This window comes from Ruegeria sp. N11, assembly GCF_056531525.1.
Genome location: NZ_JBQFLX010000010.1, coordinates 67,264 through 88,639, shown reverse-complemented (window position 1 = coordinate 88,639; position 21,376 = coordinate 67,264). Strand labels below are relative to the sequence as shown.

17 protein-coding genes are annotated in these 21,376 nt (G+C 59.9%); 10 read left to right on the top strand and 7 right to left on the bottom strand.

Going from position 1 to position 21,376, the window contains the following annotated elements; translation table 11 throughout:
• Positions 1-13 precede the first annotated feature (13 nt).
• The 4 genes from gatB to pepN all read right to left on the bottom strand — a co-directional run bounded on the left by gatB (position 14) and on the right by pepN (position 5,994).
• Complete coding sequence (gatB, locus tag ACR0J8_RS12395) at positions 14-1,525, bottom strand: Asp-tRNA(Asn)/Glu-tRNA(Gln) amidotransferase subunit GatB (RefSeq protein ID WP_480525171.1); 1,512 nt, start codon at positions 1,523-1,525, stop codon at positions 14-16.
• A gap of 99 nt (positions 1,526-1,624) precedes the next feature.
• Positions 1,625-2,812, bottom strand: a complete 1,188-nt coding sequence (locus ACR0J8_RS12390; protein ID WP_480525173.1) for a hypothetical protein — start codon at positions 2,810-2,812, stop codon at positions 1,625-1,627.
• A gap of 204 nt (positions 2,813-3,016) precedes the next feature.
• Positions 3,017-3,445: a hypothetical protein gene (locus ACR0J8_RS12385; protein ID WP_480525175.1), complete on the bottom strand. Its 429-nt coding sequence runs from the start codon at positions 3,443-3,445 to the stop codon at positions 3,017-3,019.
• Positions 3,442-5,994 carry an aminopeptidase N gene (gene pepN / locus ACR0J8_RS12380; protein WP_480890455.1) on the bottom strand — a complete coding sequence of 851 codons (2,553 nt, stop codon included), beginning with the start codon at positions 5,992-5,994 and terminating at the stop codon, positions 3,442-3,444. The genes ACR0J8_RS12385 and pepN overlap by 4 nt, the downstream gene beginning before the upstream one ends.
• 210 nt (positions 5,995-6,204) lie before the next feature.
• Between pepN and ACR0J8_RS12375 the strand changes: the two genes are divergently transcribed.
• The 3 genes from ACR0J8_RS12375 to ACR0J8_RS12365 all read left to right on the top strand — a co-directional run bounded on the left by ACR0J8_RS12375 (position 6,205) and on the right by ACR0J8_RS12365 (position 9,859).
• Positions 6,205-8,340: a malate synthase G gene (locus ACR0J8_RS12375; RefSeq protein WP_480525178.1), complete on the top strand. Its 2,136-nt coding sequence runs from the start codon at positions 6,205-6,207 to the stop codon at positions 8,338-8,340.
• Between the two features lie 82 nt (positions 8,341-8,422).
• Positions 8,423-8,848 (top strand): GlcG/HbpS family heme-binding protein, encoded by a 426-nt coding sequence (locus ACR0J8_RS12370; protein ID WP_170615294.1) that lies wholly within the window; start codon positions 8,423-8,425, stop codon positions 8,846-8,848.
• A 231-nt stretch (positions 8,849-9,079) separates the two neighbouring features.
• Positions 9,080-9,859 (top strand): gamma-glutamyl-gamma-aminobutyrate hydrolase family protein, encoded by a 780-nt coding sequence (locus tag ACR0J8_RS12365; RefSeq protein ID WP_480525180.1) that lies wholly within the window; start codon positions 9,080-9,082, stop codon positions 9,857-9,859.
• Between the two features lie 39 nt (positions 9,860-9,898).
• Here ACR0J8_RS12365 and ACR0J8_RS12360 read toward each other — a convergent pair whose 3' ends face one another.
• Together ACR0J8_RS12360 and ACR0J8_RS12355 are read right to left on the bottom strand one after the other, a co-directional pair.
• Complete coding sequence (locus tag ACR0J8_RS12360) at positions 9,899-12,139, bottom strand: xanthine dehydrogenase family protein molybdopterin-binding subunit (protein ID WP_480525181.1); 2,241 nt, start codon at positions 12,137-12,139, stop codon at positions 9,899-9,901.
• Positions 12,140-12,142: 3 nt separating this feature from the next.
• The gene (locus ACR0J8_RS12355; protein WP_170806577.1) at positions 12,143-12,607 is read right to left on the bottom strand and encodes a (2Fe-2S)-binding protein; all 465 of its coding nucleotides are present in this window, start codon (positions 12,605-12,607) and stop codon (positions 12,143-12,145) included.
• Between the two features lie 98 nt (positions 12,608-12,705).
• Between ACR0J8_RS12355 and ACR0J8_RS12350 the strand changes: the two genes are divergently transcribed.
• A complete protein-coding gene (locus tag ACR0J8_RS12350) occupies positions 12,706-13,284 on the top strand; it encodes a TetR/AcrR family transcriptional regulator (protein WP_170615298.1) in 579 nt (192 codons plus the stop codon).
• Here ACR0J8_RS12350 and kynU read toward each other — a convergent pair.
• Positions 13,277-14,470, bottom strand: a complete 1,194-nt coding sequence (kynU, locus tag ACR0J8_RS12345; RefSeq protein WP_480890450.1) for a kynureninase — start codon at positions 14,468-14,470, stop codon at positions 13,277-13,279. The genes ACR0J8_RS12350 and kynU overlap by 8 nt on opposite strands.
• A 170-nt stretch (positions 14,471-14,640) precedes the next feature.
• Between kynU and ACR0J8_RS12340 the strand changes: the two genes are divergently transcribed.
• From ACR0J8_RS12340 to ACR0J8_RS12315, 6 genes are all read left to right on the top strand, one after another.
• Positions 14,641-15,090 (top strand): isoprenylcysteine carboxylmethyltransferase family protein, encoded by a 450-nt coding sequence (locus ACR0J8_RS12340; RefSeq protein ID WP_321254091.1) that lies wholly within the window; start codon positions 14,641-14,643, stop codon positions 15,088-15,090.
• 131 nt (positions 15,091-15,221) lie between these two features.
• Positions 15,222-16,793 (top strand): Re/Si-specific NAD(P)(+) transhydrogenase subunit alpha, encoded by a 1,572-nt coding sequence (locus ACR0J8_RS12335; RefSeq protein ID WP_170615301.1) that lies wholly within the window; start codon positions 15,222-15,224, stop codon positions 16,791-16,793.
• 13 nt (positions 16,794-16,806) lie between these two features.
• A complete protein-coding gene (locus ACR0J8_RS12330) occupies positions 16,807-18,261 on the top strand; it encodes an NAD(P)(+) transhydrogenase (Re/Si-specific) subunit beta (RefSeq protein WP_480525187.1) in 1,455 nt (484 codons plus the stop codon).
• Between the two features lie 161 nt (positions 18,262-18,422).
• Positions 18,423-18,779, top strand: a complete 357-nt coding sequence (locus ACR0J8_RS12325) for a VOC family protein (RefSeq protein ID WP_480525189.1) — start codon at positions 18,423-18,425, stop codon at positions 18,777-18,779.
• Between the two features lie 106 nt (positions 18,780-18,885).
• Positions 18,886-20,163: a DUF3422 family protein gene (locus tag ACR0J8_RS12320; protein ID WP_480525191.1), complete on the top strand. Its 1,278-nt coding sequence runs from the start codon at positions 18,886-18,888 to the stop codon at positions 20,161-20,163.
• Positions 20,164-20,246: 83 nt separating this feature from the next.
• On the top strand, positions 20,247-21,371 hold the full coding sequence (locus ACR0J8_RS12315) for an MFS transporter (protein ID WP_480890445.1): 1,125 nt from the start codon (positions 20,247-20,249) through the stop codon (positions 21,369-21,371).
• Positions 21,372-21,376: the final 5 nt, after the last annotated feature.

Sequence of the window (21,376 nt, the reverse complement as noted above, 5' to 3'; positions counted from 1 at the left end):
CAAACCCGAAGATTTACGAACCCAGCTTTTTGCTGACCAATTCGTTGACGGCCTTCGGGTTGGCCTTGCCACCGGTCGCCTTCATCACCTGACCGACAAACCATCCGGCCAGTTTCGGGTTCACTTTCGCCTTCTCGACCTGCGCCGGGTTGGCGGCGATGATCTCGTCCAAAGCCGTTTCAATCGCGCCGGTATCCGTCACCTGTTTCATGCCGCGTTCTTCGACAATCTGTGCCGGGTCCCCGCCTTCGGTATAGACGATTTCAAACAGATCCTTGGCGATTTTGCCCGAGATGGCGTCCGACGAAATCAGATCGATGATACTTCCCAGCTGCGCTGGCGAAACCGGCGACTCAGTGATGTCGTGATCTTCTTTCTTCAACCGGCCGAACAGCTCGTTGATGACCCAGTTCGCGGCCAGTTTACCGCTGCGTCCCTTGGCGACTTCTTCGAAATACGCTGCCGATTCCACCTCGGCAGTCAGCACCGAGGCGTCATAATCAGTCAGCCCGAACTCGCTGATAAAGCGCGCTTTTTTGCCGTCCGGCAGTTCCGGCAGATTGGCGGCGATATCGTCCACCCACGCCTGCTCGATCTCAAGCGGCAGCAGGTCGGGATCCGGGAAATAGCGGTAATCATGCGCTTCTTCCTTGGACCGCATGGACCGCGTCTCGCCCTTGTCCGGATCGTACAGGCGGGTTTCCTGATCGATCTTGCCGCCAGCTTCGACGATGGCGATCTGACGGCGGGCTTCCACTTCGATGGCCTGCTGGATGAAACGCATCGAGTTCATGTTCTTAATCTCGCACCGTGTGCCCAGATGCGAGAAGTCCTGCGTTTCCTGATACTTCTCATACGCGCCCGGCAAGCAGATCGAGACGTTTACGTCCGCCCGCAGGTTGCCGTTCTGCATGTTGCCGTCGCAGGTACCCAGATAGCGCATGATCTGGCGCAGCTTGGCGATATAGGCGGCGGCTTCTTCGGGGCCACGGATGTCGGGACGCGACACGATTTCCATCAGGCAAACGCCGGTCCGGTTCAGATCGACGAAGGACATATGCGGGTCCATGTCGTGGATCGATTTGCCCGCGTCCTGCTCCATGTGGATACGTTCGATCCGCACCTTGCGTGCGGTGCCGTCACCCATCTCGACCAGCACTTCGCCCTCACCCACAATCGGATGATAAAGCTGGGAAATCTGGTATCCCTGCGGCAGATCGGGGTAGAAATAGTTCTTGCGGTCAAAGGCCGATTTCAGATTGATGTCTGCCTTCAGGCCCAGCCCGGTCCGCACCGCCTGTTCCACGCAATACTCGTTGATCACCGGCAGCATGCCCGGCATTGCCGCGTCCACGAAAGCAACGTTTGCGTTCGGTTCAGCCCCGAATTTTGTCGACGCGCCCGAAAACAGTTTGGCATTGGACGAGACCTGCGCATGCACTTCCATCCCGATTACCAGTTCCCAGTCGTGCTTGGCCCCGGCAATGGTCTTGGGTTTGGGCATTTCGTATGTCAGGTCGAGCATGGCGCGCCTCATATCCGCAGAAAGTCTAGGCCAGCGTATTAGGCCCGGCACGTCAGAGGAGCAAGGGGGAATGGCTGTGATTTCCAGTCTTTTGCCGGTTCAGTTCCGTGAAAGTTGCAGGCCCGACGAGGTAAATGTCACGTCCTTGCCGCTGTTGAGTTCCTCGCGAAACAGATCGGCGATGGCCCGCAATGCGTCCCGGTGCCCGCGCGCGGCGAACCGCTCGGGCGAAGGTACGCGGACCGAATTGTTGAACCCGGCGGCCGCATGCGCCCAGATCAGCGGATGCAGTTCGGTCAGATGATCGCGGATCAGCCAGTTTGCCGCCTCGCGCAGTTGCGAGCGGACAAGATCGGCTTTTTCGTTCAGGCCCACGCCGTTTTGCACGGTAATGGCGCAATAGGCCGACAGCATGTTGATGGTCTGCTGGTCCGGACGACGCTCCAAGATGTCGTGCAGCCCCTCCAGGAAGAACTCGATATCGACCCGAGCGCAGGCTTCCTCATCCAGGGCAATCGCATCGAATTGGACCCAGGTATATCCCCCGGCGCCCCATATTTTTTGCGTTCTGGCGGCGTTGCGCAGGGCCTGAACCTCAAGCTCTTCATAGCTGCCAAACCAGCGCGGCAGCAGATGGCTGCCCATGGCGCGCATGTGACGCTGGTTTTCGGGGTCCAGCGCGATCAGCCGCTCGTACTCGTCTGCTACCCGAACCGACGTGCGGCGTTGACCGGCCAGCAGGGCGCAGCCTGCGGCAGCAACCAACGGGCTGTCTGGCAACGCGGCGTTGCACTTGGGCAGAATAGCCGCCGCCCGGTCAAAATGCGCTGCGCAGCGCGACCGGTGCAGCGGTGGCAAGGTCGCATCCAGCGCCGTTCCCCGCCATGCCCAGGCAAGATCAATATGTGCAAGTGCAACGATCAGGGCTATCATCGGGTTGCCGAGGTGTTCCTGCATCACGTCTTCCAGATCGGCGACGCCTCCTAGCAGATCATAGTCTGACAGGGCCTTGCCATCCGACAATGCATGTTCAGCGGCCAGAACCACATCCGAGCGTGCACCGAATGCCAGCAAATCAGCAATCGGCAACCCGTCGGGCGCGGTGTCGCGCGCTGCATCAGCTGCCCGCATTTCCGCGGACAGATCTTCCCACCGGTCCTGCCGGGCCAGGTGACGGCCGCGTTCAATAGTGGTGCGTCCCACGAAGTCGCCAGCGTTTAGTTGTGCAACGGGAATGTTAAGCTGACCCTGATCAGGCAGAACGGCGGCGACAGCATCTGCTGCCACCTTGTTTGGCGGCGCAATTTGCCGGGAAGGATTTGTGAAACGGGCAAGATGAGCCCTGAATGACCTGAACATGGCGAAACTCGGAACTGTAACAAAAAACGTAACTTACAGCGGAAGTCTGGCTGTAAATCAGCGTCAGTTCAAGTAAATTGCCTGAAACACTTCAGAATCCCGCGCCAATCCGGCCTGTGGTGGCGCATCGTTTCAAAAAACTGTAAAATGATGACGCTCAACCCGAAAACCGGCGTTTTCCAAAGTGTTTTCGAAGGCCCGGTGCGGCGGAACCGACTCATCCGGCAGCCGGATACGCTTGCCTGATCTCAACATTAAAGAGACGCGAACCGAGAAGTCCCAACGTGTGTCGAAGCGGAAAAAATCGATCTCGTTCAGGTCGATTTCACCTTCGCGCCCGCCCGAATGCCACCTGAGGCAATCCCGGTCCAGCGTCAGCCCGGCGCTGGTGTCTTTCACGATGTCCCAGATGGCCGGCAGCGTGGCAAGCGCCAGCACCCCGACCAGCCATAGTGCGGCGTTGAAAAAGATCACGAGCGATATCAGCCCCGCAAAGACGCCGATCAGGATCAGTACAGCGCGGGGCGCGCGGTTTTGCCGGGTGAAGGTAAAGGGCGTCATGCGTCGAGTATGCGTGACACCATTTCCCCGGTGTCCCGCGACAGGTTTGGGGTATCCTGGATGCGTGTCAGTTGTGCGCGCATCAGGGTCTGACGGTCACCGTCATACCGCTTCCATGTCTGGAAGGCCGAGCACATGCGCGCGGTGGTCTGCGGGTTGACCGGGTCAAGCCGGATCAGCCAGTCCGCCAGCAGGGCATAACCTGCGCCGTCGGCCTGATGGAACCCGGCGTGGTTCATTGCCAGCGCGCCCATTACTGCGCGGAACCTGTTGGGATTCTTCCAGTTGAAATCGGCATGTTCGGTCAGATTGTGCGCGGTATCTGGCACCGCATCGGGCGCGGCCATCGCGACCTGCAGGCCGAACCATTTGTCCACGACCAGCCGGTCGTGCTGCCACTGCGTGTAAAATCCGGCCAGTTCCGTCTCACCTTTTCCGGCCCGCAAAAGACAGGCCAGGGCCGAGAGTTGAAGGGTCATGTTGTTGGCTGCGCCATACTCTTCTACTGCCTTGGCACCGCCGTCCAGGCGCGAAGTCAGCGACAGAGCGGCGCTGCCCAGTGCGCGTTTGCCGGATTGCTCCGCGTCGGGGCCGTAGGGGGTCTGAACCAGGGCTTCGCTGTGCAGGCGGGGCAGCAGGTCCTGCACATGTTGCGCTGTGGCTTGCCGCAATGTCTCGACCGCACTCCAGATCGCCATTGGATCTGGTGTTTCACCACGGTCGAACAAGGCGGTAGCGAGTTCCGATTGCGTTGGCAGTCCCAGCATCAGGGCGCGGTAAGCCGGATCAAGATCCCGGTTGCGCAGCACGGCCAGCAACCCGTCCAGATAATCGGAGTCCGGGGTGGCGTCTTCGGATATCATGCGCAGCAGTGTGTCCTGCGCCAGTGAGCGTCCCGCCTGCCAGCGGTTGAACGGGTCGGTGTCATGGGCCAGCAGGAACGCGCGTTCGGCATTGGTCTGATCGTGTTCCAGGATCACTGGCGCCGAGAAATCACGCAGGATCGATGGCGTTGGTTTGGCGGCCAGACCGGTAAAGGCAAAGCTCTGTTCCGCTTCCGTCAATTCCAGCATTTCAGTTGTGCGCACCTCGTCGCCGTTCGGCCCCAAAAGGCCAACAGCAACGGGGATCACCTGCGGCAACTTCTCGGTCTGACCCGGTGTGGGTTCTGTCCGCTGGCTGAGGGTCAGCGTATAGGTGCCATCGGCCCAGTCCTCTGTTACCGCTACACGTGGGGTTCCTGACTGGCTGTACCAGCGCTTGAACTGGCTCAGGTCGCGGCTGGCGGTATCCTCAAACACCTGGATCCAGTCCTCGATGGTGCAGGCCTGCCCGTCATGGCGGTCAAAATAAAGGTCAAGCGCCCTGGAATAGGCCTCATCCCCCACCAGCCGTTTCAGCATGCCGATTACCTCGGCGCCTTTTTCGTAGACGGTCGCGGTGTAGAAGTTGTTGATCTCCTGGAAGCTTTCGGGCCGAACGGGGTGCGATAGCGGCCCGTTATCCTCGGGGAATTGCCGTGCGCGCAGGTCTATGGCGTCGTGGATGCGCTTGACCGGGGCCGAGCGCATGTCGGACGTAAACTGCGCATCGCGGAAGACGGTCAGACCCTCTTTCAGGCACAATTGGAACCAGTCGCGGCAGGTGATCCGGTTGCCGGTCCAGTTGTGGAAGTACTCATGCGCGATGATCGCTTCGATCCGTTCGAAATTGGCGTCGGTCGAAGTTTCGGGGCTGGCCAGCACGGCGGAGGAGTTGAAGATGTTCAGCCCCTTGTTCTCCATCGCGCCCATGTTGAAATCATCGACGGCCACGATGTTGAACACATCCAGATCGTATTCGCGGCCATAGACATCTTCGTCCCATTTCATCGACTTCTTCAGCGCTTCCATGCCAAAGGCGCATTTGCCCTCGTCGCCCGGACGAACCCAAAGCTTCAGGTCCACGTCCCGGCCCGACATGGTAGTGAACCGGTCGGGATGGGCGATCAGGTCGCCCGCGACCAGTGCAAACAGATAAGCGGGTTTGGGCCATGGGTCGGTCCATTCGGCCCAGCCTTCGCCTTTGGCCGTGGGGTTGCCATTGGACAGAAGCACGGGCAGGTCGCCATTTATCCGCACGGTGAAGGTCGACATCACATCCGGGCGGTCGGGGTAGAAAGTGATCTTGCGGAACCCCTCGGCCTCGCACTGCGTGCAGTACATGCCGTTCGACATGTAAAGCCCCTCAAGCGCGGTGTTGTTGCCCGGGTCAATCTCGACTTCGGCCTCCCACACGAACGGCGCATCCGGTGCATCCGCAGTCAGGCCCTTGTCGGTGACCTGTGGCGCGATGTCCGCGCCATCAATGGCGGCGCGGATCAGTTTCAGATCCTCGCCGTGCAGGAAAAAGGTTCGGTCCGTTGCTTGGGGATTGGGGTGGAATGCGATGCGCGATGTGACGCGCGTGGCGTGTTCGGCCAGATCAAAGGTCAGATGCACACTGTCCACCAGATAGCCGAAGGGCGTGTAGTCTTTCAGATAGATTGTGGTGGGGGCGGCGTCGCGCATCGGGGGCCTCGCATCGGTTCATGTCTGGCGCGACGTTATGGGTTGCGGCGACGCGCTGCAAGCGGTGCCGGGCACGTAAATCCGGCGTGCTGACGCCACGCCAATCCGGCAGGTCCGCCGAAAAGCGATGGCGAATATGTTGCCTATCGGAAACTTCCGCTCTAATTGAAGCCGGCATACAGTGGCGTACAATTGCGGGAGATGTCGAATATGAGCAGTAGAGAAGCCCGGAACGGTTTGCAGATCGCCGTTGAACTGGCAGATTTCATCGAAAACCGGGCGCTGCCCGGAACGGGCCTTTCATCCGAGGATTTTTGGTCGGGTCTGTCCCGGATGGTTCAGGAGCTGGGGCCGAAGAACAAAGCGTTGCTGGCAAAACGGGCCGAGATCCAAGGCCGGGTCGACGGCTGGCATCTGGCCCGAACAGGGCAGGATCATGATGCCGCCGCGTATCAGGCTTTCCTGCGAGAGATTGGATACCTTGTCGAGGAAGGTGCCGATTTTCAGATCGAAACCGCCAAGGTCGATCCGGAGATCGCTCTGACGCCCGGACCTCAGCTGGTGGTGCCAATCACCAACGCCCGCTTTGCGCTGAACGCCGCCAACGCGCGGTGGGGCAGCCTGTATGATGCGCTTTATGGCACTGACGCGATGGGCGATCTGCCCGAGGGTAAAGGATACGATACCGCACGGGGTGCCCGCGTGATCGCATGGGCCAAGGCGTTTCTGGATGACGCAGTACCGCTGGAAAATAGTTCGTGGTCCGACGTTTCGGACCTGAGCGTCGAAGGCGGTGCGCTGGTGCCCGCGCTGGCCGATCCCGCAGGTTTCGTTGGCTTTGGCGGTTCCGCTGACAAGCCTGAGTTCGTGGTACTGAAGAATAACGGTCTTCACGTGCAGATCATGATCGACCCGTCCAGCAATATTGGTGCCTCCGACCCCGCAGGCATCGCTGATGTGCGCCTGGAATCGGCGCTGTCCACTATCATGGACTGCGAGGATTCGGTGGCTTGCGTGGATGCCGCCGACAAGGTTGTGGCCTACAGCAACTGGCTGGGTCTGATGAAGGGCGACCTGACCGAAGAGGTTTCGAAAGGTGGCCGGACATTCACCCGAAAGCTGGCTGGCGACGTTGAATACACCGCCGTTGGCGGCGAAACCGCGGCGCTGAAGGGCCGCTCGCTGATGTTGATCCGAAACGTCGGCCATCTGATGACCAACTCCGCCGTTCTGGATGGCGAGGGTAATGAGATCGGCGAGGGGTTGATGGATGCGCTTTGCACCACGCTGATCGCGATGCACGATCTGCGGCGCGAGGGGGGCAACTCGGTCGAAGGGTCGGTTTACGTGGTCAAGCCCAAGATGCACGGGCCGGAAGAAGTGGCGTTCTCGGTCGAAATTTTCGACATGGTCGAGGATATTCTGGGCTTGCCGCGCAACACAGTGAAACTGGGCATCATGGATGAGGAGCGCCGTACGTCGGTCAATCTAAAGGAATGTATCCGCGCTGCAAAATCGCGGGTGGCCTTTATCAACACCGGCTTTCTGGACCGCACCGGGGATGAGATTCACACCTCGATGGAGGCCGGCCCGATGCTGCCGAAAGGCGACATCAAGAACACGCCCTGGATTGCGTCCTATGAGGATCGCAACGTTGATATCGGTCTGGCCTGCGGCCTGAAGGGCAAGGCTCAGATCGGAAAGGGCATGTGGGCGATGCCCGACCGGATGGGCGACATGCTGGACCAAAAGATCGGCCACCCGAAATCCGGCGCGACCTGTGCCTGGGTGCCTTCGCCAACCGCCGCTACACTGCATGCGACCCACTATCACAAGGTTGATGTTCTGGCCCGTCAGGACGAACTGGCGGCCGGCGGCGCGCGCGGCACGCTTGAGGATCTGCTGACCGTGCCCCTGCTGGGCGGGCGCAACCTGAGCGAAGAGGAAATCACTCGTGAGGTCGAGAACAACGCGCAAGGCATTCTGGGTTATGTGGTGCGATGGGTCGATCAGGGTGTCGGATGCTCGAAAGTGCCGGACATTCATGACATTGGCCTGATGGAGGACCGCGCGACCTGCCGGATTTCTTCGCAAGCGCTGGCCAACTGGCTGCATCATGATGTGATTGACGAAGGCCAGGTGATGGCCGCAATGCGCAAGATGGCCGCCGTCGTCGATCGCCAGAATGCGGATGATCCGGAATATTCTCCCATTGCGCCCGGTTTTGATGGTATCGCCTTTCAGGCGGCTTGCGATCTGGTTTTCAAGGGGCGGGTGCAGCCCTCGGGCTATACCGAGCCGGTTTTGCATGCACGGCGGCTGGAAAAGAAAGCCAGTTTGGGTTGAGTTGCACGGGCGGGAACGAGGGGGCTGTCTGCCCCCTCGCGCTCCCCCGAGGATATTTTGGGCCAGATGAAAGGGATCAGGGATGGCTATTTCCTTGCGCAAGGCGCGCACCATCATTCGAAAGTCGTTGGAAAAAGCGCATGAGATGGAGTTGAAGCCACTCTCGGTGGTTGTGTTGGATGCCGGCGGTCACGTCATCGCATTCGAGCGTGAGGACGGCGCGGCCCCGGGGCGCTTTGGAATAGCGCACGGCAAGGCCTATGGGGCGGTCATGTTGGGCATGGCGGGTACTGCGCAGATGCAGCGCGCCGAGGCTCAGGCCTATTTCATGGCGGCGGTAAATGGCGTTTATGGCGGTCAGGTCGTGCCTGTTCCGGGTGGCGTCCTGCTGCGCGACAAAAAGGGTGCCGTAATTGGTGCGGTTGGGGTGACCGGCGATACGTCGGACAACGACGCGGCGGCGGCCCTGGCTGGCATCGAAGCCGCGGGTCTGACGGGCGAGATCTGACACGCAACGTTATGTCGTGGCCGGTGTGGAGGCTGAAGAACCGCCATTAGGAACTTATTCCCTCTATTGGTGACATTGCTGGAACAGTTTCCTGAATATTGATCGAAAATTGGAAAAAATTGTGCAGTTGTGAACAGGAGCTTGCGCTGAGATGCAGGGTGTGTGCTATTGCACGTCTCATCTGCTGCCGATAGTTTTCAGCTAGATCTGGAAACGTTTTGGAAAACAACAATGTCACGACCCGTGGTTGGTATCATCGGTAACTCGTATCTGATGAACGATCAATACCCGACGCATGCCGGCGGTACGATGAATTCCGATGCGGTGGCGAATGTTTCGGGTTGCCTGCCGATGCTGATCCCGGCAGACCCCAGATATGTAGCCGTCGATGAACTGCTTGAGGTCTGCGACGGCTTCCTGCTGACAGGTGGGCGCCCCAATGTTCACCCGGAGGAGTATGGCGAACTGGCCACTGAAGCGCATGGGGAATTCGACCGGGCGCGCGATGCGATAACTTTGCCACTGGTCCGGGCCTGTGTTGAGCGAGGTCAGCCGTTTTTTGGAATTTGCCGTGGGTTTCAGGAAGTCAACGTGGCATTGGGTGGGACGCTATACCCCGAAATCCGTGATCTGCCCGGGCGCATGAACCACCGGATGCCGCCCGACGGCACGCTGGAAGAGAAATTCGCCCTGCGCCATGTCGTGACACTGGCCGAGGGTGGTGTGTTCCACCGCCTGATGGGCGCGACCGAGGTGATGACCAATACGTTGCACGGGCAGGGGATCAAGACAGTCGGCCACAGGATCGAAATCGACGGCCATGCACCGGACGGCACACCCGAGGCGATCTATGTCAAAGACGCCCCGGGGTTCACCCTGTCCGTGCAGTGGCATCCGGAATGGGATGCTGTGAATGATCCTGTGTCACGGCCATTGTTCGAAGCATTTGGAGCGGCGGTGCGGGCCTGGGCGACTGGATCGGAAGCTGGACTGTTTCAACAAACCGCGTGACTTGCGCTGGCCCCGCAAAACGGGACCGGTCGGGTTGCATCAAACCAGCAGATTGAACTGATTAATCAGTGGCAGAGACCGAGCGCGTTCTCCGGTTAGGTCAAACAGCGCGTTGCCCAGTGCCGGCATTGATGGCGGCGTGCCGGGTTCTCCTGCGCCGCCCAGGTGACGGTTGGTTTCCAGTACGCGCACTTCGACTTCCGGGGCCGTGTGCATACGAACGGCGTCATAGTCGGGGAAGTTGAACTGTTCGACCTCGCCATCGGCAAAGGTTATTTCACCAAAGCAGGCCGCTGACAGGCCGTACATCATGCCGCCGAACATCTGCGCCTTGACGTTATCGGGGTCCAGCGCAATGCCCATATCGCAGGCAATCCACGCCTTGCTGATGCGGATGCTGCCGTCTTCGTCAACGACTTCGATCACTTGCGCTACCGGAGTGCCGAAGCTGTAGGTGAAGGCGACCCCACGGCCAACTCCGTCCGGGGTCTGGCCGGTCCAGCCCGACATGTCGCGCACCGCTTCCAGACACCCGGCCGATGGCGCGTGTTCGCTCTTCATCAGCTCCAGCCGGAATTCCAGTGGATCGCGGCCGGCGGCATGGGCCATTTCATCCACGAAAGTTTCGTGGAAGAACCCGTTGTGACTGTTGCCGACCGAACGCCAGAAGCCGACGGGAATATCCAGATCGGCGATGTGGCCGCTGATGCGATAGTTCGGCACGGCATATGGCTGGTTGAACAGCCCTTCGACAAGTACCTTGTCGGGGCCGCCGCCGGCGAACCCGGTCACGCGAGACACGGCCTGATGTGTGCAGGATTGCGAGGCGACCCGACCGTCAATCAGAACCGCCTGACCGTCTTTGACCGCACCGCGCATCCGGGCCATTGCGCCGGGACGATAGAAGTCGTGGCGCATGTCCTCTTCCCGGCTCCAGGTCGTCAGAACCGGAGTGTTCGGCATGGCCAAGGCGATTTTTGTGGCGATGACCCCAAAGTCAAACTCCAGCCGACGGCCATAGCCCCCGCCCAGATAGGTGGTATGAACCTCAACCGCATCGGTCTCGAGATTGGCCGCTTCGCCAATTTTGATCTGCATGAAGGTCGGGGCCTGGTTGCCGCCCCAGAATTCCAGCTTGTTGCCGGAAAACAGCGCGGCAGCCGTCATCGGTTCCATTGTCGCGTGGGCCAGGTAGGGCACGATGTATTCTGCGGAAATCTCGGTGGCGCCTTCCGGCAGAGTGCTGACGTCGCCGTCATCGCGCATGGTCGAGTTCGGGTCGTTCTCGAACGCCTCGCTGATCCTGGCAAAGATTGCCTCTGTCCCGGGCGGATAGGGCGCGTCGCCCCAATCCACGTCAATGGCTTCGACTGCCTGATTGGCCAGCCATGTATTGGTGGCAATGACAGCAACGCCGGTGCCCAGGTCGACGATTTTCTCGACCCCAGGCATTGACTTCGCGGCGGTGTCGTCAAAGCCGTTCATCTGGCCACCCAGTTTCGGGTTCATGCGGACCGAGGCGAACTTCATTCCGGGCAGGCGTACATCGATTGCGAATTCGGCGGTGCCGGTTGCCTTTTCGGCCATGTCCAGACGCGGTTGGGGCCGGCCAAGGTAACGCCATTCCGAGGGGTCACGCAGCGGTGCCTCGATCGGGTCGAGCTTAGCCACATCCCCGGCCAGTTCGGTGTAGGGTATCTTGTCGCCATTCGGGGCAACCACATGGCCCGAGGCCGTTTTCAGGGCACTGCGGTCCACGCCCAGACGGTCGGCGGCAGCCTGTTTCAGCGTTTCGCGGGCCGAGGCACCGGCTTCCCGCATCCGCTCGAACCCGTCCTTCATCGAGGTCGAGCCGCCAGTCACATGCAGGCTGAGCACTTTGCCGATCCCGCCCAAAGCTTCACCCAGATTGTGCTGGAAATCAGAGATGTCGTAGCCCTTGTTCGGCAAGCCTTCACCGATCATGGCCGTGTTGTAATACGCTTGCGCCGCCGGGCCGTGCAGGACGGTGATCTGGTCCAGATCCACGTCCAGTTCTTCCGCGATCAGTGCGGCCCAGGTGGTTTTCACGCTCTGCCCCATCTCGGCGCGGGGTGCAAAGAGGGTAACGCCGTTCTGGTCGATCAGAACGAACGGGTTCAGCGCCGCCTCGCCTTTGCCAGGTTTGAGCGGATTGGCGACCGGGCGGCTGACATAGTAGGCGCCGAACGCCACGCCGCCGACAATTGCGGCTGAACCGATCAGGAACGTGCGGCGGAGGATTTTACCAACAGATGCCATAATTTACGCCTCGTTTATCTTGGACGCCGCATCGTGAATCGCGGCGCGAATGCGGGGATAGGTGCCACAGCGGCACAGGTTGCCCTGCATCGCCTCGTCGATATCGCTGTCGCTTGGGACGGGGTTTTCCGCCAGCAGCGCAGCGGCCTGCATGATCTGGCCTGACTGGCAATAACCGCATTGCGCGACCTGATGATCGACCCAGGCCTGCTGTATGGTCGCCATCGCGTCCGGGGTGCCGATACCTTCTATTGTGGTCACGTCACCCCAAACGTCCGATAGCGCAACCTGGCACGAGCGTACCGCCTCGCCATCAATATGGACGGTGCAGGCCCCACAGGCTGCCACGCCGCAGCCGAATTTGGTCCCGGTCAGGCCGACCTCATCCCGCAAGACCCAAAGCAGGGGGACGTCATCGGGCAGGTCAATCTGATGCTGCTTTCCATTGATCTTAAGGGCGGTCGCCATGGCGCACCTCTCGTAGCTGTCGCGGTTTATGACACAATTGTTGAAAAGTGTCAGGATGTCAATTGACAAAATAAACAAAAAATGTCACGAATTTGAGCATGACAGAAGCAGTTGGCGATATACGGCAAAAAGCGATCCTGGACTCGGCCTTTCAGGCATTTGCAACGTACGGATTTCGCAAGACATCAATGGACGACATAGCGCGGGGCGCGGGGATGTCCCGACCGGCCGTGTATCTGCACTACAAGAACAAAGAAGCGATCGTCAGAAAGCTGACCGAACTCTACTATGCGGAAAAAAGCGCAGCGGTTGCTGCCGCGCTGGCGTCGCCCGGTTCCGTGCCGGACGTGTTGAAGCGAGCAATACGGGCGCAGACCGAAGGAATGGCAGCCATTCTGGCGCTGCCGCACGGGCTTGAACTGCTGGATAACACCAAGTCCATGTCTTCCGAGATCATCTCGGAGGGTGAGGCCATGCTGGCGGGGCTTTACGCAGACTGGCTGTCACACCAACAACAAGCTGGGCGCGTTCGGTTGTTCGCGGACGCGGTCGAAACCGGCCGGACCATTTCAGCGACGCTCAAGGGGCTGAAACTGACCGGAGCGGGTGCCGAGGTTTACGAACAACAGGTTGGCCAGGTGGCCGACCTGTTTGGCGCCGGGCTCGAGGTCAGGTGACGCGCTGGCGAATTTTGTATTCCGGCGCATCCCACAATCTGTTCTGCATGATATCTGCAAGGATTTCGACCGCGCGTTCGACATCCTGTTCATCGATGTAGAGCGGCGTGAAGCCAAAGCGCATTATGTCCGGGGCCCGGAAATCTCCGATCACGCCGCGCGCGATCAGGGCCTGCATCGCGGAATAGCCCTCGGTGAAATGGAATGAGACCTGACTGCCGCGCAGGTTCGGATCTCGCGGGCTGGCCAGATGCAGACCAGGGCAGGTGGCTTCGACGCGCGCAACGAAAAGCTCGGTCAGTTCGATGGACTTGGCGCGCACGTCGTTCATGTCTGCCAGATCCCAGACATCCATTGCTGATGCAAGCGCGCTCATCTGAATGACCGGGGGGGTGCCGACCCGCATTCTTTCGATCCCGCTGCCCGGACGGTAATCCAGATCAAAGGCAAATGGCGCTTCGTGACCCAGCCAGCCGGACAGTGCCGGCCTGACGCTGTCAGTCAGACGTGGTGCGACATAGATAAAGGCTGGTGCGCCGGGACCACCGTTGAGGTACTTGTATGTACAGCCCACTGCAAAATCTGCGTTGCAGCCCGACAGGTCAACGGGGATTGCGCCCGCGGAATGGGCCAGGTCCCAGACTGTAACTGTGCCGTTCGAATGCGCCTGTTCCGTCAGCGCCTTCATGTCGTGCATGCATCCTGAGCGATAGTCCACTTCCGTCAGCATCAGAACGGCAACGTCTTCGGCAATGTTCGCGGCCACGTCTTCGGGGGCGACTACACGCAACTCATAATCCGGTCCGAGTGAGCGCAGAAGCCCGTCCGCCATGTAAAGGTCCGAGGGGAAGTTTCCGTTGTCCGACAGAACAACCTTGCGGTTGGGGCATAGCTCCAGCGCGGACGCCACGGCCTGATATACCTTGATCGACAATGTGTCGCCGACCACAACGCTGCCGGGTTCGGCCCCGATCAGCCGCCCTATACGATCACCCAGCCCGGTCGGCATTCCCATCCAGCCTGCCTTGTTCCAGCCGGTGATCAGCATTTGCCCCCATTCGTTGGCCATCATGTCCTGCACACGTGCGCCCGCCGCCTTGGGCAAAGGGCCGAGCGAATTGCCATCCAGATAAATCACGCCCTCGGGCAGGTCGAACATGGCTTTGGTTGCGGCAAAATCGGTCATTCAGGGCTCATCTTATTGTGCTTCGGATCAGTGTTTCCCCGGGCCTATCTGATCGGAAACCGCCTGTCCATCGATGCGACATCCTGAGCTTTGCCATTTTGGCCCGAAAGCGGTAGGACGTCGTTCAGAAGCGACATGATCGCGCGTGTCGTCAATCACAGGAAATGTGCGTGCAACGGATTGATGTACCACCCGTCTGGCTTTTGGGATTCGCCGTGCTCGCGTGGCTGCAGGGACGTCATCTGTCGTTGGATCTGTCGCTGGAAAGCGGCCTGACCGATCTTTTGAGTGGCATCCTGATCGGAGGGGGCATTCTTCTGGCCGTGTTGGCCATCGTCGAATTCCGCCGCCACAAAACCACCGTTATTCCGCACGAAACACCAACCGCGATGGTGCGATCGGGCATCTACAAGCGCAGCCGCAATCCGATTTATCTGGGGGATGTTCTGATCCTGGCCGGTCTGATTCTGCGTTTTGATGCAGTGCTTTCGCTGGTTTTGGTGCCGGTCTTTGTCTGGGTCCTGGAACGCCGTTTTATCCTGCCGGAAGAAGACCGTCTGCGCCGGACATTCCGCGCCGATTTTGCCCGCTATGAACGGGAAACACGGCGGTGGATATGAGTGGGTTGCGGCGATGATCCAACGTCAAAAATGCTGCGCTTGCGAAATAATGTTGCGCAGGATACATGTTTGCTTATCAAACAATACCGACCACCTGCTCAGATTGAGTCAAAATTAGGGGGATAGCACCGGTGAAAATAGGCACACCGAAGGAAAGACTGGACGGAGAGAACCGGGTTGCGATGACGCCGGACTCTGCCGTGCAATTGCAGAAGCTGGGCTATGAGTGCCTGATCGAGAAGGGCGCGGGTGCCGCTGCCGGGTTCTCGGATGCGGCCTATGAGGCTGCGGGTGTCGAGGTGGTCAAGACCGCGGCGGCGCTTTGGAAGGCGGCCGATATTGTCGCCAAGGTGCGCCAACCGACCGATGTGGAATTGAAGCGGCTGACCAAGGGCAAGACGCTGATCTCGTTCTTCAACCCTGCGGGCAACGAAGAAGGCATGGAACTGGCCAAATCCAAGGGCGCAAACGTGATCGCCATGGAAATGGTGCCGCGTATTTCGCGCGCGCAGAAGATGGACGCACTATCGTCGATGGCCAATATCGCGGGTTACCGCGCCGTGATCGAGGCGGGCAACAACTTTGGTCGCTTTTTCACCGGTCAGGTGACGGCGGCGGGTAAAGTGCCGCCTGCAAAGGTGCTGATCGTTGGCGCCGGTGTGGCCGGTCTGGCGGCCATCGGGACCTCGACCTCGCTGGGCGCGATCACCTATGCGTTCGACGTGCGCCCGGAAGTGGCCGAGCAGGTCGAGTCCATGGGTGCTGAATTCGTCTATCTGGACTTTGAAGAAGACCAGCAGGACGGCGCGGCCACCGGTGGCTATGCCTCGGTCCAGTCCGAAGAGTTCCGCAACGCGCAGCTGGCCAAGTTCCGCGAACTTGCGCCCGAGATGGACATCGTCATCACCACGGCGCTGATCCCGAACCGCGAAGCGCCCGAGCTTTGGACCAAGGACATGGTTGAAAGCATGAAGCCCGGCTCGGTGATCGTCGATCTGGCGGCGGAAAAGGGCGGCAACTGCAAGCTGACCGTGGCGGACGAGAAGATCGTGACCGACAATGGCGTGACCATCATCGGCTACACCGACTTCCCCAGCCGGATGGCAGCACAGTCCTCGTCTTTGTATGCGACCAACATCCGTCACATGATGACCGACCTGACGCCCGAAAAGGACGGTCAGATTAATCATGACATGGAAGATGACGTGATCCGCGGCTCGACTGTGACATTCGAGGGCGAGATTACCTTCCCGCCGCCGCCGCCCAAAGTGCAGGCGATTGCGGCGCAGAAGAAACCGGAAGTCAAGGAACTGACCCCGGAAGAGAAGAAGGCGCAGGAGATTGCGGCCTTCAAGGCGCAGACCAAGCAGCAGTTTACCCTGCTGGGTGTGGGCGGCGCGCTGATGTTGCTGGTGGGGCTGATCGCTCCGGCCAGTTTCATGCAGCACTTCATCGTCTTTGTGCTGGCGATCTTTGTGGGCTTCCAGGTGATCTGGAACGTTTCGCACAGCCTGCACACCCCGCTGATGGCGATCACCAACGCGATCTCGTCGATCATCATCGTTGGGGCCTTGATGCAGATTGGGTCGGGGTCCTTCCTGGTCATCCTGCTGGCGGCGCTGTCCGTCTTCATGGCCGGGATCAACATCTTCGGTGGCTTCCTCGTAACCCGGCGCATGCTTGCCATGTTCCAGAAATCTTAAGGAGGCCGGGCACATGGAATTTGGCTTCACTACTGCTGCCTATGTTGTTGCGGCTGTTCTGTTCATCCTTTCGCTCGGCGGTCTGTCGAACCAGGAAAGCGCCAAGCGCGCGGTCTGGTATGGCATCGTCGGTATGGCGCTGGCGGTCTTCGCCACGCTGGTTGGTCCCGGTTCGGGACTGTGGCTGCTGTCGCTGCTGCTGATCGCCGGCGGCGGTTTCATCGGCCAATACGTGGCGCAGCGCGTGCAGATGACCGAGATGCCGCAGCTTGTCGCAGCTATGCACTCGCTGGTGGGTCTGGCGGCTGTGTTCGTCGGCTTCAACGCTCATTTCGAAATCGGTAACGTGGCGCAGGTCATGGCGATTGCCGACAGTGCGTCTCAGGCGGATCTTTCCGATCTGGGCGCATTTGCTAAGCTGATCGCCAAGAAGACCGCGGCGGAACTGGCAATCCTGCATGTCGAATTGTACCTCGGCATCTTCATCGGTGCGATTACCTTTACCGGTTCGGTTGTCGCCTATGGCAAGCTGGCGGGTAAGGTGACGAGCGCCGCAACCAAACTGCCCGGCGGTCACGCGCTGAACGCGGCGGCTGCCGGTCTCTCGCTGATCTGCCTGATCTGGTACACCTCGTCGGGTGGCCTGTTCCCGCTGATCCTGATGACGCTGGCGGCGCTGTTTATCGGTTACCACCTGATCATGGGTATCGGAGGCGCTGACATGCCGGTGGTTGTGTCGATGCTGAACAGCTACTCGGGCTGGGCCGCTGCGGCGATCGGCTTCTCGCTGGGCAACGACCTGCTGATCGTGGTCGGCGCGCTGGTGGGCTCGTCCGGTGCGATCCTGTCCTACATCATGTGTAAGGCGATGAACCGTCACTTTGTCAGCGTGATCCTGGGCGGCTTCGGTGGCCCGCAGGGCGAGCAGATGGCGGTCGAGGGCGAGCAGGTGGCGATCGACGCAGATGGAGTTGCGGCCGCGCTGAACGACGCTGACAGCGTGATCATCATCCCGGGCTACGGTATGGCCGTCGCGCAGGCGCAGCAGTCCGTTTCTGAGCTGGTCCGCAAGCTGCGCGCCAAGGGCAAAGAGGTGCGTTTTGCGATCCACCCCGTAGCCGGTCGTCTGCCGGGCCATATGAACGTTCTGCTGGCCGAAGCGAAAGTGCCGTATGACATCGTTCTTGAAATGGATGAGATCAACGAGGACTTCCCCGACACGGATGTCGCCATCGTCATCGGTTCGAACGACATTGTGAACCCTGCGGCGCAGGAAGACCCCAACAGTCCCATTGCCGGCATGCCGGTTCTGGAATGCTGGAAGGCCAAGCAGGTGTTCGTGTCCAAGCGTGGTCAGGGTACTGGCTATTCGGGCATCGAAAACCCGCTGTTCTTCAAGGAAAACACCCGCATGTTCTATGGCGACGCCAAGGCGAGCCTGGACAAGCTGCTGCCCATGATCGACTGATCGGCAGGCTGAACAATATTGCAAAGGGCGCCAGACGGCGCCCTTTTCTTTTTTTGATATGCAGGAGGCTTTGCCTCCTGACCTCCAGGATATTTTTGGCCAGATGAAGCAAGCGGGGCGTGCTAGGCTGGGCAGGACAGGTTGTTGACAGGAGGGCGTTGATGGAAAAGGTGAACGGCATCGGCGGCGTGTTTTTCCGCGCGCGTAATCCGAAAGCGTTGTCCGCCTGGTACGAGACACATCTGGGGGTCAATCACTACGATCCTGTCCCCTGGAAACAGCGCGAGGGGTACACGGTGTTTGCTCCATTCGATCAGGAGACCGAATATTTCGGCCGGTCAGAGCAACAGTGGATGATCAACTTCCGCGTCGATGATCTGGCAGCGTTAATCGCTCAGCTTGAGGCAGCAGGTATCCAGGTCGAAACCCGCGATGAGTGGGACAGTGAGGTCGGGAAGTTCGCTCGTATTTGCGACCCTGAAGGCAATCCGATCGAGCTCTGGCAGCCAAATCAATAGGATAGCGCCACTGTATGCGGTGGTATTCACGTAAGCTTATGAAATAAAACAATAATTGATGTATTTTGAATGCGGGGTATAGTGGCCTGGAGTCAGGGAGCTAACAATGACGCCCATCCAGGATCATCCGCTGCGCTATGCGCTGGCCAATGAATTGCACGCGCGCCCGTTTCCGGTGGCGAAAACGCCCTGTACGGTGGTGTTTCTGGCCATCAAGAAGCCCGTTGCGGCGGCAGCGCGGGATCGTGATGAAGATATTGCGCATCTGACGGATTTGCTGAACCGCCACGGAGCGCCGCATCCGCAGCCCGGGGCCACGCATTATGCCGGGCAGATCGGACGCCACTGGCTCAAATGGGAGCAGCACGCTGAATTCGTAACGTATACGGCCATTGCGCAGAATGTCAGTGACCGCCCGTTCAATCCGGCGGACTTCGAAATTTTTCCGCCCGACTGGCTGATGGCAAGCCCCGGTCAGCGCGTAACCTCGGCGATGCTGCGGGTGGTGGAATGCAAGGATGATGACTCCGTGAAGCCGATGCTTGCGGATTGGTTCGAACCGGAAAGCCTGGCGGTGGCCCGCGTTTTGGATGACGCCGCCATTTGCGCCAGCGATTTTCGCATCGACCCGGCGGGGCATATGCGCTTTGCCGTTTTTGTCCGTGACGGGACCAATCAGCGCCGGACTGGCCGTATCATTCAGCGTCTGTGTGAAATCGAGACCTACAAGGCAATGTCCATGCTGGGCTTTGCGCGGGTGAAACAACTGATGCCGCGCATAGGCGAACTGGACGGGAAGCTGACGGAATTGATGAGGCAGATGACCGTCAGTTCGTCCAAGCCGGATGAATTATTGCCGCAACTTTTGTCCACGTCGATCGAACTGGAAACCCTGTCGGCCCAATCCTCTTTCCGCTTTGGAGCGTCGGGCGCCTATGAAGCCATCGTCAACCAGCGGATCGAAATCCTGCGCGAGGAGCGGTTCGAGGGCGGCCAGTCCTTTGCCGATTTCATGATGCGCCGCTATGACCCGGCAATGCGCACCGTGAAGTCGGCCGAGCGCCGCCTGCAAGCCTTGTCGGACCGTGCCATCCGCGCCGGCGACCTGCTGCGGACACGGGTGGATGTGGAACGAAGTGCGCAGAACCAGGCGCTGTTGGAAAGCATGGACCGGCGCGCGGATCTGGCCTTACGACTTCAGCACACGGTAGAAGGTTTGTCGGTTGTTGCAATCAGCTATTATGCGGTGTCTTTGGTCAGCTATCTTTTGTATCCGCTGACGAGCGCGGGCATCAGCAAGGGAATGCTGACGGCCGCCGTGACATTGCCGGTTGTCGCAGGCGTTTGGGTCGGTGTTCGCCATATCCGCAAGCGGCTGTCCTAGATCACGTTTGCGAAAATCCATCAGGCCTGTAGAACGGGGCTGGCAGGTTTGCCCGGCAAGAGGGGTTTTTCGTGATCGGAATAATGGTCGCATGGCGCGCCGTCGCGGCCATGTTCATCCTGAACGGTGCCTTGTTCGGCATCTGGGCATCGCGCATTCCCGCGGTGCGTGACAGGCTGGAGCTGACGCACGAGGCGTTGGGTTATGGCTTGCTGTTCATGGCGGCAGGGGCGGTGTGTTCATTTCCAGTGACGGGGCGTCTGACCGACCGTTTCGGAGCCGTCGTCATCACGCGTGTGATTGCCGTTCTCTACACGCTTTCGCTGATCCTTCTGGCTCTGGCAGGCGGTTTCTGGGCGCTGGCTGTGTTTCTGTTCATCTTTGGGGCATTCCACGGGTCGATGGACGTGGCGATGAACGCCTGGGCGGCCGAGGTAGAGCAGGCTTACGATAAACCCCTCATGTCCTCGTTTCACGCAATGTGGAGCCTTGGGGCCGGGCTGGGGGCGCTCAGCGGTTACATGGCGGTCCAGATGGGGCTGACCGTGATCACTCATTTCCTGCTGGCGGGTGGGATTGTCGTAGGGTTTGCGCTTGCCCTGTCATGGGTGCGCTGGACGTCAAAACTGTCGGAAAGCGCGGGCGGCGCCGTTTTTGCATGGCCGTCCGGTGCTTTGGTTCTTGTTGGAGTTACGGCCCTGTGTGGTGCGTTGGGCGAGGGAGCGGTCGCGGACTGGAGCGCGGTCTACCTGCGAGATGTCACGGAAGCGACCGAAGGTGTTGCAGCGTTGGGTTATGCGGTGTTTTCGGTTGCCATGGTTGCACTCAGGCTGGCAGGTGGTGTGTTCATAGCCCGGTTCGGGCCGGTCAGCATTGCAAGGTTCGGTGGTGTCTGTGCGGCCATCGGGGTGTTTTGCGTGATATCCGCTGCGGCGACCTCGCTGGCTTTGTTCGGCTTTGCTTTGATGGGGATCGGTTATGCCGTCATCATGCCTCTGGCATTCAGTCGCGCCGCGAATGACCCGCTGGTGCCCCCCGGACAGGCAATTGCCAGTGTTGCAACGCTTGGATATGGCGGGTTGCTGATCGGGCCACCATTGATCGGGTTTCTGGCCGAATTGTTTGGCCTGAGAATGGCGTTTTCGGTGCTGATACCGCTGGCGGTACTGATCGTCGTGTTGGCCGGCACGCTGAAACGCGCCGGCTGACTTGG